We start from the raw sequence: 15,990 nt of genomic DNA, 5'->3' as shown, positions 1-15,990 counted from the left end.
TCTCACCTCATCCGTGACCGGAAGGGGACCACGTTGTCGGCAGTGAGGTAAGGGCCGTTCAGACCGGGCATCCTGGGCGTTCAGACCGGAAAGACTGGTACACGAGCTGAGCCCGCGCATCGCCGCCGTCGCACTCAGCGGGCCGCCGGACGCCTGTCCTGCGGCGACCGGCAACGCTGTGCCGTGGCCCGACCAACGCTGTGTGCCGTGGCCCGAACCGGTTCGACGCGGCCGTCAGTCTTCGGCCTCCATCACGATGATGGCACCGTCCGAGTTGGCCCCGGTACTGCGCCCGTTCAGCGGGGTGCTGACCACTCGGACCGTCAATGAGCGGCCGCGGCGGTTGACGGCGTCGACGGCTGCCTCGCCGCTCTCCCCACCGAGCGCGCCCCGCAACAGCGGGCGCAGTTTTTCGAGCGGCAGGCCGATGTCGAGGTTGAGGAAGTGCTGTCCGGTGACCTCCTCGGCCCGCAGGCCCCACAGATCCTCTGCCCGGCGATTCCACACCTCGATTCGCAGGTCCCGGTCGACCACGGCGACGCCCGCCTCCAGACTTGTCAGCACCGTATCGAGGAACGCGTTCGCCTCGTCCAGCCGGCGTGTGCTGTCCCGCAACTGATCATTGATGGTCTGCAATTCGTCGTTGGTGGACTGAATCTCCTCGTTCATCGTTTCCAGTTCCTCGTTGGTCGACTGCAACTCCTCGTTGGTCGTCTCCAACTCCTCAACCGTCGACTGCAACTCTTCGTTGGTGGTCTCCAACTCTTCGTTGGTCGACTGCAACTCCTCGTACGCCGCCTCCAACTGCTGATTCGCATGCTCCAGATCGTGCTGCAGCCGGCGCGCATCGCTTACGTCATCAAAGATCACGCTCACGCCGAGTAGGCTGCCCTCGGCATCGGTCAGCGGACTGACCTGGATCTCCAGATGCACGGTCTCTCCGGCGCCGCGGGCCAACTGGATATCGGGGATCCGCAACGTGCGCCGTTCCACCTTCGCCTGCTCGATGTAGCGGCGCAGCTCGACCGGGCGATAGGACAGATCGAGGTCGCGAAACGGCTGGCCGAGATCACGCGACGACACCCCGAACTGTTTCTCCAACTGCCGGTTCGTGACCGCGACGAGGTCGTCCGGGGTCAGCACCAGCTGCGCCAGCGGACTCGCCGAGATCGCTTCACCCCGCAACTGATCGAGGGCGGTCAACGGCGCGGACGACACCCGCGGCGACTCGGCGAGCATCGCACCGGGCACCTGCGAGACGCGCGGCGCTCGTCGGAACACCCGCCGCTTCAGATCGATCGGCACGAAGAGGCTGCCATGGCTCAGCAGCATCTCCGCCTTACCCAGGAACAGCACCCCACCGTCAGCCAACGCGAAATGGAACCGGCCAAGGATCTTCGACTGCGTCTCGGCATTGAAGTACATCAATGTATTGCGGCACGCCAGCAAGTCGATCCGGGAAACCGGCGCATCCTGTACCAAGTCGTTACGGCCGAAGATCACCGAACGACGCAGATCCTTACGGAACAAGTAACGGTTACCCGACGCCTCGAAATACCGCTCCCGCAGCTCGGCCGGGACCGCCTGCATCTCGCGCTCACCGTACGCCGCCTGTCGCGCCTCGTTGAGCTGCTCCTCGTCCACATCAGTGGCGTAGATCTTCACGCGTTCCCGGAAAACGCCGAGACCCAGTGTCTCGGCGAGAGTCATCGCCAGCGTGTAAGCCTCCTCACCGGACGCACAGCCGGCCGACCAGATGCGGATCACCGAGTCCGCCGGCTTCGCCCGGATCAACGGCTCCAGCACCTCGGCACGCAAAAAATTCCATGAATCGGCGTCCCGGAAGAAGCCCGTGACGTTGATCAGAATCGTGTTGAACAACGTGGTGAACTCGTCCGGATGAACCTGCAGAAAATCCAGATAACTCTGGTAGTCGTGGACGTCGACCTGGCTCATCCGGCGGTTCACCCGCCGCATCAGACCGGACCGCTTGTAGCCCGTGAAGTCGAAACCGCGTGCTTCTTTCAGATAGACAAGGAGCGCCTCAAAATGTGGATCAATCGGTTCCATCACAGCCATCCAGGAAGTACGCGGCGGTATGCCCCGCGACGCTACCGCACTTCGCCCGCGTGATCGTCGCGGACAGCGAGCTCTCCTCGGCAAACGTCGATCCGACCTGGGCGATCAGCCAGCATGTTCAGTCTGCGCCGACGCCAATGCCGCCCACGGATGCTCGGCCAGTTCGGTCCCTGATGCAGGCTTCGTGTCCAGTACTTGGTTTCCTCAAGTGATGACCGCCGACGCCACGGGGACGCGGCACGCGCTACGCAGGATCGATGTCCCGTGCGCTCCGCGTAGTTTCCCGATCGATCTCGGCCTGCTCACGATCGACGCGTCGGACACTGGCCCGTAAGGCGGCCTCGCTCCGGTCCAGCCGAGCCCGGATCTCTCCACGGCTTCGCGCCCTTCCGCGAGCAGCGCAAGCGTCTCGTCGATGCGAGCATCGCTGCTGGCCCGGAGCCGGCGTGACCGCTCGTCGAGCCGTTCCTGCAAGGCGTCGAGCCGTTCCTCCCGCTCATCCGCCACCCGATCCCGCTCATCCGCCGTCCGGTCCCGCTCGGCCGCGACCTGATCGCGGTCGTCCGCGGCGCGCTTCCGCTCCTCCGCGACCCGCTGCGCTCGTCCGCAACCCGTTCGCGCTCGTCCGCGACCCGCTCGTCCGCGACGTCGTCGGGTCCGGGGAGACTGCGGTTCCGCCCGCCCGGGCCCAGCAGATTCGCCTCCGGCTAGCTCACACGTCCATGGTATGGCCCGCGCGAGTTCGTCACTACTCCGCTACCGGACCGACCGGCATTAATCGGACGAGAGGGGAACTGAGCGACAGCTGGATTCCCGGTCGGCATGAGGCATGACCGGGCATCGCCGGGGGCCAACACCCGCGGACTTTTGTTCGGGCCAGGTGATTTCCGAGGTCGCCGGCTGATCGGCTTGCGGTTTGAGCCGGCAAGCCCACGGGCAAATTCGACGGAAGGGCGTCCCGGCGGAAGAGGGGAGAGCGTATACCGATGGCGAGGGATGATCGGACTTCCGCAGATGGTGCATTCGAGGATCTTGACGCCGCGGCATTCGCGTACTTCGACCGGTCAGCCGCTGCAGCCTCCGCCGATGAACGAGCCACCCTCCGTGACGAGTTCACCATCGGATGCCTGACGTTCGCCGGTCGGTTGGCCCGCCGCTATCGCGGCCGTGGCGAGGCGGTCGAGGACCTCGAACAGGTCGCCCGCTTGGGCCTGGTGAAAGCCATCGACCGGTACGAGCCGGGCCGCGGATCGTTCACAGCGTATGCCGTCATGACGATCACCGGCGAGATCAAGCGCTACTTCCGGGACAAGGCCTGGGGCGTGCACGTTCCTCGCGGCCTCCAGGACCTCAGCCTGGCGGCCCGGCGCGCGGTCGCGGAGTTGACCGGTGAACTGGCCCGCACACCGACTCGAGCCGAAGTCGCCGACCGGCTCGGCGTGAGCGAGTACGAGGTGATCGAGGCTGTGAAGTCCAGCCGCGGCTACGCACCGATGTCGCTGAACACGCCGGTGACCGGCGGTGACGGCTCGTACGAGTTCGGCGACCTGCTGGCCACCTCCGACCATGCCCTCGAATCGGTGGACGACAAGATCACCTTGTCCATGTTGCTGCTCCGGTTGCCGGCTCGTGATCGTCACATCCTTGCCTTGCGGTTCTACGGCAACCGCACCCAGACGGAGATCGCCGCCGAACTGGGCATCTCCCAGATGCATGTGTCCCGGCTCCTCACCCGCGCGCTGACCTGGCTACGCGAGGCCATGCTGAACGACGTACTACCGCCCTGGGAAGGCACCGCCCTGCCCGATCATCACGGCCTGGAGTTGACCAGCCGCCGCGACGACGGCGTGCTGATCGTCCGAACCCGCGGCGAGCTCGACCGGGACACCTCGGGCCGGCTCCGGGCCGCCCTGCACAACGCGGTCGCCGCCCGCCCGGAGAGGGTGATCGTGGACCTGGTCGGCGTGCCTCTGGTCGATGCGGCGGGCGTCGCCGCGCTCCTCGATGCCGCTTCGGCCGCCGAGCTGGCCGACGTCGGACTGTGCCTGACCGGCGCCCAGCCGTATGTTTTCCACGTCCTCAAGGTGTCCGGCTTGGCGAAATTACTTTCGGAGGACAAGCGCCGCTGAGCGTGGACCGGCCCTCAGGCCGCCAGCGACGCCCAGACCACCTTCCCCCCTTCCGTGGGCAGGCAGCCGCAGCTGTGCGCGATCGTCTCCACGAGGAGCAGGCCGCGGCCGCGGAAGCTGGGCTTGGCGTCGGTGCTGGGCTGCATGCCGGGCCAGACTGGCTCGACCAGCGATCCGTCCCGCACGGCGATGGTCAGATAGCGGGGGCGCAGCGACAACCGCAGCGTCGCCATCGTGTTCGCGTGATCGATCACGTTGCTGACGAGTTCGCTGACGATCAGGCTGGCCGGTCCGATCAGGTGTGGAAGATCCCAGCGCAGGCAGGCGTCGGTGGCCACGTTCCTCGCGTGCCGGGCCGCACCGGAGAGCGGCAGGAACTCCTCGGTGAGCCGCGGCAGGGTCTGTCGGTAGGCCGCGGCGTGGTCGCGGGCCGCGTCGACGCTGGAAAACTGCGGGATATGGCGGAACGCCGCCCGGCTCAGCAGTGCCTGCGTCCGCCCGGCCGCCGCACAGAGCAGTACCGGGATGCCGGGCCAGCGCACCGCCTGGCTGGACACCGCCGCGAAGACGGTGAGTGCCAGTGGCTCCGCGACTGTGCAGCCCGACAGGTCCACGAGCAGCGCCTCGGGCTGCTCGGCCAGGCACTTGACGAGGCGCAGCCGCAGCCGGGCGACGTCGGCGAGACCCAGCCGGCCCGTAAGCACCGCCACCAGGACATCGCCCAGATTCTCTACCGAGCAGTCCATCGTCACTGTCGAGACCTCTCGTTTCGTGGCGACTTCCCCTGGTAGGGCGGCTCAAACGCGATCGGCGGCCGTGGCACCTCACCGGTCTCCAGCACAATGATGACACCGTCCGCGCCTCTGGCCGACTGCGCGGTCGACAGTGCCCGGTGGCGCACGCCGCTGCCTGACGAAGAACCTCGCCGGTCACGGAACCCGACACCGAGGACCAGATAGCGGCGACGCGCCGGACATTCGCGGCCCGAGCCGACCGGGTCGCGGCCCATGAACGCGTCGAAGAGCGCCGTTGGAATGTTGCCGGTGACGACCACGTCGACTTGTAAAGGGGTCTCATCGGCGGCGCAACGGACGATTCACGCCCGTTCGCCGATGGCGCCTATCTCGTGCTGCGCACGCGGGCCGCCGAGGCCGGCACCACCACCTTCACGGACGCCGCCGTACAGGTCATCGAGCAGAACCAGGAATAAGCCGGCGCATCGTGCGTCCTTTCGGGGGTACACCGACTGCCATGGGCCGTGAGAAAAACTACCGGCCGGTGCTCCCCACCGATGTGACGGCCTCGTTCCACGACGGGGTGCTGGGCAGCATGCGCAGTCGGACCGTGGGTGAACCGCGTCGTGGCGTACCGGAGATCGTGATAGTGCAGGGCATGACGGTCAGTGACTATCTGCTGCCGGGCGTCGGGGCGCTGAGCAGCTGGACGCGCGTCCACCTGATCGACCTGCCCGGCTGCAGCGGAAGCGGCGAACCACCTCACGAACTGTCCGTGACCGAGTTCGCGGCTTCGGTCGCCGACTGGCTCGACAGCCGCCGGCTCGGCCCGGTGATCCTCGCAGGGCACTCCAGCGGCACCCAGGTCGCCGCCGAAACGGCGCGGCGGCGGCCCCGCGACATCGTCGGGGTCGTGCTCGCCGGTCCCACCGTCGACCCGATCGCGCGCGGCCCGGTGCGAGTGTTCGCCCGCTGGTGGGCCGACCGCCGCGGGGATCCCAAAAGCCTCGACGAGGTGCACAAGCCCGAACGCAAACGCGTCGGGTTCCGGAGGCTGTTTCATGTCCTGCGTGAACATCTGCGCCATGACTTGGAGCAGCCGGTAGCCGCATTGACCATGCCGGTGCTGGTCATCCGCGGACGCGACGATCGGCTCAGCACGCCGCAATGGGGTCGCCGGGTCGCGGCCCTTGCCGGTGGCTCATACATCGAGCTCCCGGGAACGCACAGTTTCTGCTGGCGCTACCCGCAGAGCTGGTCACCACCCATCCAGGACCTCGCCGGTCGCGTCTCCCGTCCTTCATCGGCTCAGCACCACGTGAAATCGCCGGATCAGCGGGTATCCGGCGACCCGGCCTGCTCGTAGCGATGATCATCGGAAGGGCCGCGGCGCATCGTCGTCGCTGCCGTTCAGCCGGCCTCGCCATCGGCACGGCTCTCGCTGTAAGCGAAACGGACGGGCCCCTCGGCGACCAGCTGCTCTTGGAGCAGCCGGGCGGCGCGGCTGATGTGCCCGGCGGCGGAACGATGACGCCGGTGTCCTTCGTCGTCCCCCGCCCGCGTCGCGCGCTCGGCCAGATCCTCGAGCACTGTGACCTTTTCCTGCAGGCCGCTCAGCACGGTCCAGACGGCAGATTCGATGGTGTCGTCGCGGGCGGCCAGAAAAGTCTCCGGCGAATACGAGTGTCCGGTGTGGCAGACGAAGTGCACGGCGTTGCCAGTCGTCACTGACCTCATGCCGCCGCTGCACTCGGGGCACCCGAGTCCCACCGGTTGGCCGACGTGCGTGGTCCTCGAATTGCCGTCCCGGATCATGTCAGTCTCCCAGATCAGCGCCTCTGAGGGGCCGGAGGGCACAGCGCGTACCGGCCGGCCGGCAAGTTCGGTGATCCTCCGCGCCAGCTGGGCCGCGGGAAGCGCCACGGCGCCGCGCACAGCGACGAGAGCCGCCCGGGGCATACCGTCGAACGCGGCCTCTCCGGGCTGCTGGACCAGACCGGTGCCGCCGCGTTCGGCAACCGCGGCGAGGCCGGCCGCCCCGTCGTCGAGGGCGCCCGACAGCACCACCCCGATCACCCGGGGGCCGCACCACCGAGCGGCCGAGCGGAACAGCGCGTCGACAGCCGGACGCACACGGTTCTCCCGCGGCCCGCGGCTCAGCCGCAACACGTCGTGATCGTCGATGACGAGGTGCCGGTCGGGCACCGCCGTGTAGATGCGGCCGGCGGTCATGGGCATGCCGTCGGCCGCATCTACGGCGGGCAGTGCGCCGGCCCGGGCCAGGGTCGCGGCGACCTTGCTCGGCGCGCTCGGCGCCAGATGGGTCGCCACCAGCACGGCAGCCGGCAGGTCTGCGGGCAGGTAGGCCACCAACTGCTGCAATGCCTTCAGCGCACCGGCGGAGCCGCCGACGACCACAACGTCCCTGAGCAATTCTTTCTCCGCTCTCAGCACCAGTCGACTGGCTCGTAGCCTCACATGCGGGGTTCTTCGGCGCTGCATAGGTACCCCGGCCACGGATTTGAACCCCGTTCGGCGAGATCGACTTTGCGGTGTGTGCCGTGGACGCCGGTGGCGGAGCCGCCGTCCACCCCGGCATCAGGGATCGGTCGTAATGATCAGGGACTGGTCGAAGCCGACCACCTCGAGAACGAGTGCCGATATGCCGTGCACGCCCCGGAGCAGGAACACGGAGCCGGCCTCGGCGGCGCGGTGTGCGGCGTGTCGCGCGACCGTCGCCCCCGCCGCACCGAAGAACTCGGTCCCGGTCAGGTCACAGCAGACCGGCGTTCCGTCCTTCATCGCTTGCTGCAGGATGTGGTCGAGGTATGCGGCGGCGTCGCATTCCACATCACCGTCGACCGAGATGACGACCAAGTACAGGCCCGCTTCGGGCACCATCGGCTCGGCGTGACGGTAGATCATCGCGGTCACCGTGTCGTCGGTGTCGGTGATCGAGGCAACTGTCGCACGCTCCGGCGACCGGAAATTTGGTTGAAGGCTCAATGAGAATACGCCTTCCGCCGGCCGGAATACGACGGGCACGCGGCTTGACCCGCAAGCGACTTTAAAACGTTCAGCCGCATCCGGCAAGACAGGCGCCCCGGCGATCGCCGGGCGCACCGCGGTACGGTGCCGCGCGGTGATACTGCCGCCTGACCGTGCGCCGACGCCCGCCCGAATGGCCGGTATACCGTCATCATCCGCCTGGTCGACAGCGATGCGGCGCCCGCGAGGAGCGGCCGCCGCATCATGCGATCGGGCGCCGGGGCGCGCACTCTGCTCACCGCTTGCCGAAGGCCTCGCTCACGTCGTTGGGTGAGTTGTAGCGGTCGAACGGCAGGCTCTCCAGCGTCTGGATCACGTCGTCGTCGGCGCCCTGGTCCTTCGCCGTCTTGACGAGAGTCTGCTTGTCGGTCGGGTAGTCCACGCCACTCAGGTACTTCTGCAACTGGATCGGGTTGTTCGTCATGCGGCCCGGTTACCCGTGCGATCCCGCAGTATGCGTCGGTGAACCGTGTCCGCGGCGCTGCCGTGCCCGACGAGGGCCGGAGGCCCGGCAGCTTCGCCGCCCGTCGCACGCCCGTCGCCGCTACTTACCTCGTGCTTTGCGGGTGCTCGAGGCATTGGCCTTCTCGATCGCGTCGACCAACTCGGATTTCGTCATCCGGCTGCGGCCGCTGATCTGGAGTTTCCTCGCCTGCTCCAGCAGGTGCTGCTTGCTGGCGTTCGCGTCCACGCCACCGGCCGTCCTCGCCTTCGTGTCCCGGCCGCCGGCGGCCTTGGCGTCGCTCGGGCCCTTCTTCTCCTTGGGCTCCCAATGGTCCCCGGACTTCTCGAACGAGTGTTTGAGCGAGGCGAACGCGGTGCGGTGGGCGCGCTCACCCTCGCCGTACTCCTCGACCGCCGAATCGTGTGTCTTGGCGTAGGTTTCCTGCGCCTTCTTCGGCGACCGCTTGATCGTGCTCGGCATGTCCTTGCTCGCCGGCATCACAACCTCCTTCGACGTTGATAGTCCGATGCGTGCCCGCTGACATTCCGCTCAAACGGTTCCGGTCCGGATCTGCGGGTAGCGGGCCGCCCGATCGTGCAGGAACGCGGCAGCGGTGGCCAGCGGCAGCGGCGGCGGCAGGGCGTGCCGGTCCGGCACAGCTCGCAGCGCCCGCTGAAAGTTGAAGAACGTCTGCGGATCGCTGGGGTACCGCCGCGGTGAGACACCGGCGAAGCTGCCGGCCGATCGGGCCCGCCGCAGGACGGTGCGCCACTGGTCCGCGCCGGCCATGCCGACCGAGTCGACGCCGTGGCAGAACAGTCCGAGTTGCACGAAGTCGTACGGGTCTGCCTCGTCCAGGTAATGGTGCAGCCGGTCGAGCGAGGGCCGGACCGGAAAGGCGGTCCAGTACGGCACGGCACCGATCCGCAGCGTCCACCAGGGATCCAGCATCATGAACGAGTCGACCAGCAGCCTGGTGGCCGGCAGCCCCCGTTGGGCGTACCACCACCGGTAGAGATCCGCCACGAGCGAACTGACATCCTCCGCCTCGTCGAAGGACAGCCGTTGCACCCGAAAACCACGCCGGGTGGCGAACGTGGTGACGTCCTCCCGCAGCCCCGGCTCGAAGCCCCACTCCGCCTCCGGCGCGTCGGCGTCCGCGGGCGGCGCCTGCCACCGACGCACCGGGGCCCGGTAACGGCGCAGGTAGTCCGCCAGCGGGGCGCCGGCCTCGCGGTACTCCGCCGGCGGCATGCCACCAACGGCACCGAACTGGAAAACGTGCCGTTCGCCAACGGTCGTGACCGGCCACTGCTGCCCGCATTCGGCCAGCAGGACGGTCCCGTCCGGTTCCAGGACATCGGTGAGGAACTGCTCGTAGGCGGGGCCCAACCGGGTGCGCTTCACCCGGAAGTACGCCATCCGGCGCAGGGTGAGCCGGTCCTGGTTCGGATCGTGCATGTGGTGCAGCACCAGATCCGGGTTACGGTCCAGCAGCGCGCGGGCGGTGCGGTCGAACGCATGTACGGCGCGCGCCGGATCGTCGGGCGAAATCCCCCGCTGACGTACGGGCAGCAGCATCGTCTGCGGCAGCCACGGCACTCCCAGCGCGGCGTACAGGTGAGTGAGAGCGCCGTTCGAGGAACCGATCGCCACGGCCGGGTAACGACGGCGCGGATAGACGCCGGCGATCGCCCTCGCCACCGCGTCCGCGTCGAACCGCGCGACCTCGGCCTCGGGGCGGCCCTCGGCACCGCTGAACATGCTGTAGATCCATTGCCGGGTGCCCTCGGGCAGCCGGGCCGCCACGGCGGCGACCGGGCGCAGCGCCCCGAATACGGGTTTGCCGAGGGGCGGCGTGTCCCGGCCGTGCAGGAACCGGGCAAGCGCCACCACCATGGCCGACGCCGAGTCGAACCCGGCGATCTCCCGTGGCAGCTTCATGGCACCTCCAAGACGGTTCATGCCCGATCCGCACGGGTACGAATCCCCGCATGCCGGCCTTCCCGCAGGACGTCGCCACCTCGTTCCACGACGGGGTGCTGGGCCGGATGCGCGGCCGGGCGGTCGGCGAGCCCCGTCCGGGCGTACCGGAAATCTCGCGCACACCTTCCCCTGGCGCGACCCGAGGGCCTGGTCCGAGCCCGTACGCGGCTTTGCCACGGCACCTCGGTTCTGACAAATCTCGCGTGATTCGCTGCTGTGCCCACCGAGTAGGACCGCGAGTTCGACCGCCGAGAGAGGAACCCACCATGGCCGCACATGCCGGCGAAAAAGCAGAGAAAACCGGGGACTTCCACTGTGCTACGTGCAACGCGACAGTGCACGTGCAAGAAGGCCACAAGATCCCCAAGTGCCCGAACGGCCACAGCCAGTTCGACACCCGTACCAAGGAGCCCGGAAACAAGTCGTCGTGACGGCGCGGCTCGGGCCTTCCATCGTCGTCGCGGTTCGCACCGCTTGAACCGGCGGTCAGGGCCGGTCCAGTGCCTCCAGGGTGGCGTACGTGACGGCACCGTAGAACAGGTGCGGCACCAGGTCGCTGAGCCAGTCGGTCGCCGACCACCCGCGCGGGTCACTCACCCGCAACCGGGCCATGGAAACGTCGGTCGACGCCATCGCGCTGAGCGCCACGAGAACCACGCCGATCGGCTTCGGCAGTCGCAGACCGGCATGGTGCAGCACACCGAAGACGGCACCCACGCCGACCCCCGTGGCGATGCCCGACAGGCTGGCGAGGCCACTCACCCGGTTCTCTCGGGTCGCGCCCTCACCGGGTACGGAGACCGGCAGCCGCTGCTCGATCGCCTTCACCGTCTCCTGCGGAGTGCTGCTGCTCCCTCGCCCCCGAACCGTCATGTCCAAATACGTCGCGGCGTCGAGCGCTGCCGTCCCCGCCGCGCCTGCCGCCATTCCCGCCAGGATTCCCGTCGTCATGCGTCGACCTCCGTCGTCGGTCATGCCCGTCGAGCGGTGGACGAAACCTGCGGGAAACCACGAAGGCCTTTCCACTCCTCCGGGGTGTGCTGTCCCGCCGGCGCAACCGGGACCCGGCCCGGGGTCAGCGAGCAGTTTCTCCGACGATGGCCGGCCGCTGAGGCGCCCGAGTAAACCACGCACGGGTGGGTATGCGGACGGTTCCTCTCTGCCGCTCCGGATCTGTGCCGCCCGGGAGAAGCCATGGCCGTTCAACCTTCCGCGAACCCGCATCCCCAAGAGCCAGGTCCCCTGGCCAACGCTCTGGTCACGCTGGCGGGGACGCCGGACCACGCGCACGACGTCGGCTCCCAACTCATGGCCATCGCGAAGTTGGCCGCCAATCGCATCGGCGCCACGACGTACGCATCGGTCACTGCCCTGACCGGCAGGGTGCACGTCACCGTCGCGGTGAGCGACGAACTCGTCCGGGCGGTCGACGAAGCGCAGTACACCGACAGCGCCGGTCCGTGCATCGAAGCGCTGCACACGGGCACACCGGTGGGCGTACCCGACATCGCCGCCACCGTGCAATGGCCACACTTTCACGAGGAAGCACCGCGTCTCGGCCTGCACGCCTCGGTGTCCGTCCCGCTGTGCGCCAGCCGCGGAGAGCCGATCGCGGCCCTCAACCTGTACGGTCACGACAGCGCCGCCATGGCCCCGCTGATCGACGGCATATGTGTGGTGCACGAGCACAGCAGCGGGACGACCGCCGGGTCCGACGACCTGCACCTGCTGGACGAGGGCGGCCGGGAACTGGTCACCGGCTACGCCGAAGCCCTCAGCATCCGCGCCACGATCCGGCTCGCGCTGAGCGTCATCATGAACGAACTTCATTGCGGTGCCGACGACGCGTACCTTGCCCTGTGCATCCGGGCCGGACAGGCCGGCACGGACCTCGCGCGGGCCGCGGGCCGGCTGCTCACCCAGGGCATCTGAGCGCCGGCGGCAGGTGCGTCGCTCAGCCGGCCGCCAGAGCGGCCTGCACCGCCTGCTCCAAGGTCGGGTACGCGGGGAACAGCCGATCGAGGTTCGTCGCCTCCAGCACGGTGCGCACCAGTGACTGGGCACCGGCCAGCCGCAGTGAACCACCGCGCCCGGTGACCTGTCGGTGCAGGCGGACGAAGAGGCTCAAACCGCTGGAATCGCAGAACGAGACCGCGCCGAGGTCGATGACGAGCCGGTCACTGCCGTCCGCGAGTGCCGACGCCGCGGCTTCGTCGAGCACCGACTGGCTGTCCCGGTCGATCTCGCCGGTGGCGGTCAGGACGACGACCGACTCGGTCACGTGCTCGGTGGTGACGTCCAGGATCTGCTCGGACATCAGCGGGGCTCCTCGTTCGTGGCCGGCCGTCCGGTCGTGGGTACGGTCCTCGGCACGGCCGCCTCGGACCATTCCGCCAGCAGCAACGTGGCGTCGTCGTCGGGCAGGCCGCCTTGGTGCTCGATCACGGCGTGGGAGAGCCGGCGCAGCATCTCCGGGGCAGCCAGGTCGGAGCGGGCATGCCGTTCCACCAGACCGACCAGGCGCGACAGGCCGAATCGTTCGCCGCCGGGCGTACGAGCCTCGGTGACGCCGTCGGTGTAGAACAGCAGCCGGTCATCGCGCTCCAAGGTCGCCTCCGCGATATGCATCTGCGGATCGGCCAGACCCAGCGGCATGCGCCGCGCGCCTGGGAGTTCCCGGACGAGCTTGCCGTCGCGCAGCAGCAGGGGCGCCGGATGACCGGCGTTGAGATAGCGCAACCGGCCGGTATCGAGATCGAGTTGCCCGAGAACGGCCGTGGCGAACCTCGCGTCGGAAAACTGTTCGAGTAGCGCCATGTCGGCAGCACTCGCCTGTTCCCGGAGCCCGCGGCCGGCCCGGCGCTCGACCCGGATCGCGGCGAGCGCCACCGCGCACGCCAGCGCCGCCCGCAATCCCTTGCCGACCGCGTCGAGGATCACCAGATGCGCCACCGCCCCGTCGAGTGTGTAATCGAAGCCGTCACCACCCACCTCGTAGCAGGGCTGCAGAACGGCGCTCACGACCGCGCGGTCGCAACTGGCGGTCAACGGTGGCACCATCTGCCACAGCAGTTCCGAGGCCGTCGACATCTCACGGGACCGGCGTACGACGTCGAAGTGGTCCCCGCGCTCGGACGAGGTGGTGATCAGGTGCCCGATCAGCCCCGCCAGCACCTCACAACGCCGCAGGAAATCAGGCTCCTGGGCATCACCGGTGGCCGTGACGACGAACTCGACCACGCCGAGACGGTCCGTGCCGTTCACCATCGGCACCCACCATCGGTGCCGGTCGCCGTCGGCGGCGGCCGGCATCGACTCCACCCGCGCGAACGCCCGGCCCGGCAACGACCCGTCGACCAGGACCGGTGACGGCGTCTCGCGGCCCGGCACGGGTAACGCCCGCAACGTGATCTGCTCGTAGTCGACCAGCCAGACCGTCGTACGCATGCCCAGCCTCACGACCGCCGCCTCGACGGAGGGCGCCAGCTGATCGGGTCGCCACAGGTGCGAGCCGCTCAGGATCTCATCGAAGACGTCGAACCACCGCGCCGCCTCCGCCTGTCCCATGCTCCACACCCTATGACCGGCCGGATGAGACAGCTACCGGGGTACTGCCGGAGTCACCAGCTTCGGCGTCGCGGGGCATCCCAGGGCCGTTACGAGCGCGGCGATGCGCAGCGAAGCCGGACCCCCAAGAGGTTAGCTACCGTCCTCGTTCAGAACATCACCGTAAGTGCTTCATGCTTTCGGCTAGAATCTTGTGGGCTGTTCGACTAGAGTTCGCCGCTGAAGGACGGCCGCCGTCGAATGAGCACTTCGCCCTGTCGGCGTCGACGCCTCCGGTTGGCGAGTAGGCACAACGGCTGTCGAGATCCGTACTGGCCCCGAAAGGCGCCTCGTATTGACCAATGGAGGAACCGCCGAACGGGCCCTGTCGGGTCATGCCGGCCGCGCTGAGGCTGACGCCGCCGATGCGGAAGCCGCCCGCATCACCGCAACACTGGCGGCCCTGCCCTCCAACGACCCGCGCCGCGAGATGCTGCGGCGGCAAGCCATCACCGCATGGGCGCCGCTGGCCCGCCGGCTGGCGCGTCGCTACGCCATCCGTCCCGGCACCCTGGAAGACACCGAGCAAACCGCGATCATCGGCCTCATCAAGGCCGTCGACCGGTTCGAGCCGGACCTCGGCGGCGACTTCGTCGCCTACGTCATCCCGACCATCGTCGGAGAGCTGAAACGCTACTTCCGCGACCACGGCTGGATGATCCGGGTGCCCCGCCGGCTGCATGACCTGCACCTGAAAATCAAGGAAGCCAACGCCCGGCTTCCCCACCAGCTCGGCCGGCGGCCGACAATCACCGACATCGCCCACGATCTGCAGTGCAGCGACGAAGAAATCATCGAAGGGTGGGAAGGCGGGTACGCCTACCGACCTGCGTCGTTGTCCAATCCGACCTCCACGTGTAGCGGCCAGGAGTTGGGCGACACGCTCGGCGCCCAGGCGTGCGCGGTGCTGGCTCCCGAGACGGCATCGGAGCTGGAGGAGTCGGCCGGCAAGCCATGTGCTCAAGCGGTCCTTGACGAGGACCTGCCCATGCCCGGTCCGGTCGCCGACACTGCGGTGTACGGGCAGTGGGCGCAGGTGCGGCTCTCCGACGACACCGTTTTCCTGGGGGTCTTCGGCGATGGGTGGCGGGTGGTGGCCGCCGGCTGCAGTGCCCAAGGCGACCAGCCGTACCACTGCACGCTGCAGGGAGTTTGAGGCGATGCGTTTCCCATTCGTGCTGCTTCTGCTCGTCGTGGCCGCCGGCCTGATCTATTTCTCGACGCTGGGGGTGTTGCACCGGTGAAACGGTTCCTACGGGAGAATGCCCTCGGCCTGGCGTTCGGACTGCTCTTCCTGATCGTGCTGGTCGCCCAGGCCTTCGCCGGGCACGCCGACTTCAACCAGCAGCAACTCTCCGAGGGCCTGCACCCGTGTCGTTGTTGCGGTACATCACCTCGGCCAGCTTCGGCGTCGACGTGCTCGAGAATTGGCAGTCGGAATACCTGCAGTTCTTCCTCTACACCTTCCTGACGGTGTGGCTGCTGCAGAAAGGCTCACCGGAGTCCAAGGAACTCGGCAAGGCGGGCCGCGAGTCAGAGCAGGACCAGAAGATCGGCACGTACGCCGACGACAGCTCACCGAAATGGGCCCGAGCGCGCGGGTTCAAGCTGTGGCTCTTCTCCAACTCGCTGGGTCTGATGATGGGCCTGCTTTTCCTGTTGTCCTGGCTGGGCTAGTCCATCGCCGGCGTGGTCGCCTACAACGAGGAGCAGCTGGGCAACCTGGAAGACCCCGTCTCCTGGCCGCAATACCTTACCGAGCCGGATTTCTGGAACCGCACCCCGCAGAACTGGCAGTCGGAGTTGCTGGCCGTGGCCTCGATGGCGATCTATCTGCGGCAGCGCGGGTCACCGCAGTCCAAACCGGTCGGCAGCGCACACACAGCCACCGGCGTGGAGGGATAGACAACCGTTCCGGAAGCACCGCCATGGACGGTGTCTCCGGAACGCGTACGGAGCATTG

The 15,990-nt window shown here is 68.2% G+C and carries 15 protein-coding genes and 1 pseudogene; 5 read left to right on the top strand and 11 right to left on the bottom strand.

Going from position 1 to position 15,990, the window contains the following annotated elements; genetic code table 11:
• Positions 1–234: 234 nt before the first annotated feature.
• Entirely contained in the window at positions 235–2,079 is a 1,845-nt protein-coding gene (locus AB0M88_RS09065) for a CheR family methyltransferase (RefSeq protein WP_364097760.1), read from the bottom strand.
• A 986-nt stretch (positions 2,080–3,065) separates the two neighbouring features.
• Here AB0M88_RS09065 and AB0M88_RS09060 point away from each other — a divergent pair.
• Positions 3,066–4,208, top strand: coding sequence for a SigB/SigF/SigG family RNA polymerase sigma factor (locus AB0M88_RS09060; protein WP_364097757.1), 1,143 nt, complete (start codon positions 3,066–3,068; stop codon positions 4,206–4,208).
• Positions 4,209–4,222: 14 nt separating this feature from the next.
• Here AB0M88_RS09060 and AB0M88_RS09055 read toward each other — a convergent pair whose 3' ends face one another.
• Entirely contained in the window at positions 4,223–4,954 is a 732-nt protein-coding gene (locus AB0M88_RS09055; protein ID WP_364097754.1) for an ATP-binding protein, read from the bottom strand.
• A 2-nt stretch (positions 4,955–4,956) separates the two neighbouring features.
• On the bottom strand, positions 4,957–5,262 hold the full coding sequence (locus AB0M88_RS09050) for a hypothetical protein (RefSeq protein WP_364097751.1): 306 nt from the start codon (positions 5,260–5,262) through the stop codon (positions 4,957–4,959).
• 197 nt (positions 5,263–5,459) lie between these two features.
• Between AB0M88_RS09050 and AB0M88_RS09045 the strand changes: the two genes are divergently transcribed.
• Positions 5,460–6,308, top strand: a complete 849-nt coding sequence (locus tag AB0M88_RS09045) for an alpha/beta hydrolase (RefSeq protein ID WP_364097748.1) — start codon at positions 5,460–5,462, stop codon at positions 6,306–6,308.
• A 44-nt stretch (positions 6,309–6,352) separates the two neighbouring features.
• Here AB0M88_RS09045 and AB0M88_RS09040 read toward each other — a convergent pair whose 3' ends face one another.
• The 6 genes from AB0M88_RS09040 to AB0M88_RS09015 form a co-directional block, all read right to left on the bottom strand.
• Positions 6,353–7,396, bottom strand: a complete 1,044-nt coding sequence (locus AB0M88_RS09040) for a chemotaxis protein CheB (RefSeq protein ID WP_364097745.1) — start codon at positions 7,394–7,396, stop codon at positions 6,353–6,355.
• A gap of 144 nt (positions 7,397–7,540) precedes the next feature.
• Positions 7,541–8,065: an STAS domain-containing protein gene (locus AB0M88_RS09035; RefSeq protein WP_364097743.1), complete on the bottom strand. Its 525-nt coding sequence runs from the start codon at positions 8,063–8,065 to the stop codon at positions 7,541–7,543.
• 160 nt (positions 8,066–8,225) lie between these two features.
• Positions 8,226–8,414 (bottom strand): DUF2795 domain-containing protein, encoded by a 189-nt coding sequence (locus AB0M88_RS09030; RefSeq protein ID WP_364097740.1) that lies wholly within the window; start codon positions 8,412–8,414, stop codon positions 8,226–8,228.
• A 120-nt stretch (positions 8,415–8,534) separates the two neighbouring features.
• Entirely contained in the window at positions 8,535–8,933 is a 399-nt protein-coding gene (locus tag AB0M88_RS09025; RefSeq protein ID WP_364097737.1) for a ChaB family protein, read from the bottom strand.
• Between the two features lie 51 nt (positions 8,934–8,984).
• Positions 8,985–10,379: a hypothetical protein gene (locus AB0M88_RS09020; protein WP_364097735.1), complete on the bottom strand. Its 1,395-nt coding sequence runs from the start codon at positions 10,377–10,379 to the stop codon at positions 8,985–8,987.
• A gap of 528 nt (positions 10,380–10,907) precedes the next feature.
• On the bottom strand, positions 10,908–11,372 hold the full coding sequence (locus AB0M88_RS09015; protein ID WP_364097732.1) for a hypothetical protein: 465 nt from the start codon (positions 11,370–11,372) through the stop codon (positions 10,908–10,910).
• A gap of 243 nt (positions 11,373–11,615) precedes the next feature.
• Between AB0M88_RS09015 and AB0M88_RS09010 the strand changes: the two genes are divergently transcribed.
• Complete coding sequence (locus AB0M88_RS09010) at positions 11,616–12,353, top strand: GAF domain-containing protein (RefSeq protein ID WP_364097729.1); 738 nt, start codon at positions 11,616–11,618, stop codon at positions 12,351–12,353.
• A 22-nt stretch (positions 12,354–12,375) separates the two neighbouring features.
• On the opposite strand, the gene AB0M88_RS09005 is transcribed toward AB0M88_RS09010, so the two are convergent.
• Complete coding sequence (locus tag AB0M88_RS09005) at positions 12,376–12,738, bottom strand: STAS domain-containing protein (RefSeq protein ID WP_364097726.1); 363 nt, start codon at positions 12,736–12,738, stop codon at positions 12,376–12,378.
• Positions 12,738–13,988, bottom strand: a complete 1,251-nt coding sequence (locus AB0M88_RS09000; protein ID WP_364097724.1) for a PP2C family protein-serine/threonine phosphatase — start codon at positions 13,986–13,988, stop codon at positions 12,738–12,740. Before AB0M88_RS09000 ends, AB0M88_RS09005 begins: the two co-directional genes overlap by 1 nt.
• A gap of 334 nt (positions 13,989–14,322) precedes the next feature.
• Here AB0M88_RS09000 and AB0M88_RS08995 point away from each other — a divergent pair, with 334 nt between their 5' ends.
• Entirely contained in the window at positions 14,323–15,183 is an 861-nt protein-coding gene (locus AB0M88_RS08995) for a sigma-70 family RNA polymerase sigma factor (protein ID WP_364097721.1), read from the top strand.
• Positions 15,184–15,267: 84 nt separating this feature from the next.
• Positions 15,268–15,932 (top strand): annotated as a pseudogene (locus tag AB0M88_RS08990) (DUF6766 family protein).
• Positions 15,933–15,990: the final 58 nt, after the last annotated feature.

The organism is Actinoplanes sp. NPDC051411 (assembly GCF_040682075.1).
Taxonomy (GTDB): Bacteria; Actinomycetota; Actinomycetes; order Mycobacteriales; family Micromonosporaceae; genus Actinoplanes.
The sequence above is the reverse complement of the archived record's forward strand: the minus strand, read 5'-3'. Positions and strand labels throughout refer to the sequence as shown.

Excerpts from the sequence above, each read along its gene's own strand:
- AB0M88_RS09065 (WP_364097760.1), bottom strand. The coding sequence starts at position 2,079 with ATGGCTGTGATGGAACCGATTGATCCACATTTTGAGGCGCTCCTTGTC.
- AB0M88_RS09060 (WP_364097757.1), top strand. The coding sequence starts at position 3,066 with ATGGCGAGGGATGATCGGACTTCCGCAGATGGTGCATTCGAGGATCTT.
- AB0M88_RS09055 (WP_364097754.1), bottom strand. The coding sequence starts at position 4,954 with ATGGACTGCTCGGTAGAGAATCTGGGCGATGTCCTGGTGGCGGTGCTT.
- AB0M88_RS09045 (WP_364097748.1), top strand. The coding sequence starts at position 5,460 with ATGGGCCGTGAGAAAAACTACCGGCCGGTGCTCCCCACCGATGTGACG.
- AB0M88_RS09030 (WP_364097740.1), bottom strand. The coding sequence starts at position 8,414 with ATGACGAACAACCCGATCCAGTTGCAGAAGTACCTGAGTGGCGTGGAC.
- AB0M88_RS09025 (WP_364097737.1), bottom strand. The coding sequence starts at position 8,933 with ATGCCGGCGAGCAAGGACATGCCGAGCACGATCAAGCGGTCGCCGAAG.
- AB0M88_RS09020 (WP_364097735.1), bottom strand. The coding sequence starts at position 10,379 with ATGAAGCTGCCACGGGAGATCGCCGGGTTCGACTCGGCGTCGGCCATG.
- AB0M88_RS09015 (WP_364097732.1), bottom strand. The coding sequence starts at position 11,372 with ATGACGACGGGAATCCTGGCGGGAATGGCGGCAGGCGCGGCGGGGACG.
- AB0M88_RS09010 (WP_364097729.1), top strand. The coding sequence starts at position 11,616 with ATGGCCGTTCAACCTTCCGCGAACCCGCATCCCCAAGAGCCAGGTCCC.
- AB0M88_RS09005 (WP_364097726.1), bottom strand. The coding sequence starts at position 12,738 with ATGTCCGAGCAGATCCTGGACGTCACCACCGAGCACGTGACCGAGTCG.
- AB0M88_RS09000 (WP_364097724.1), bottom strand. The coding sequence starts at position 13,988 with ATGGGACAGGCGGAGGCGGCGCGGTGGTTCGACGTCTTCGATGAGATC.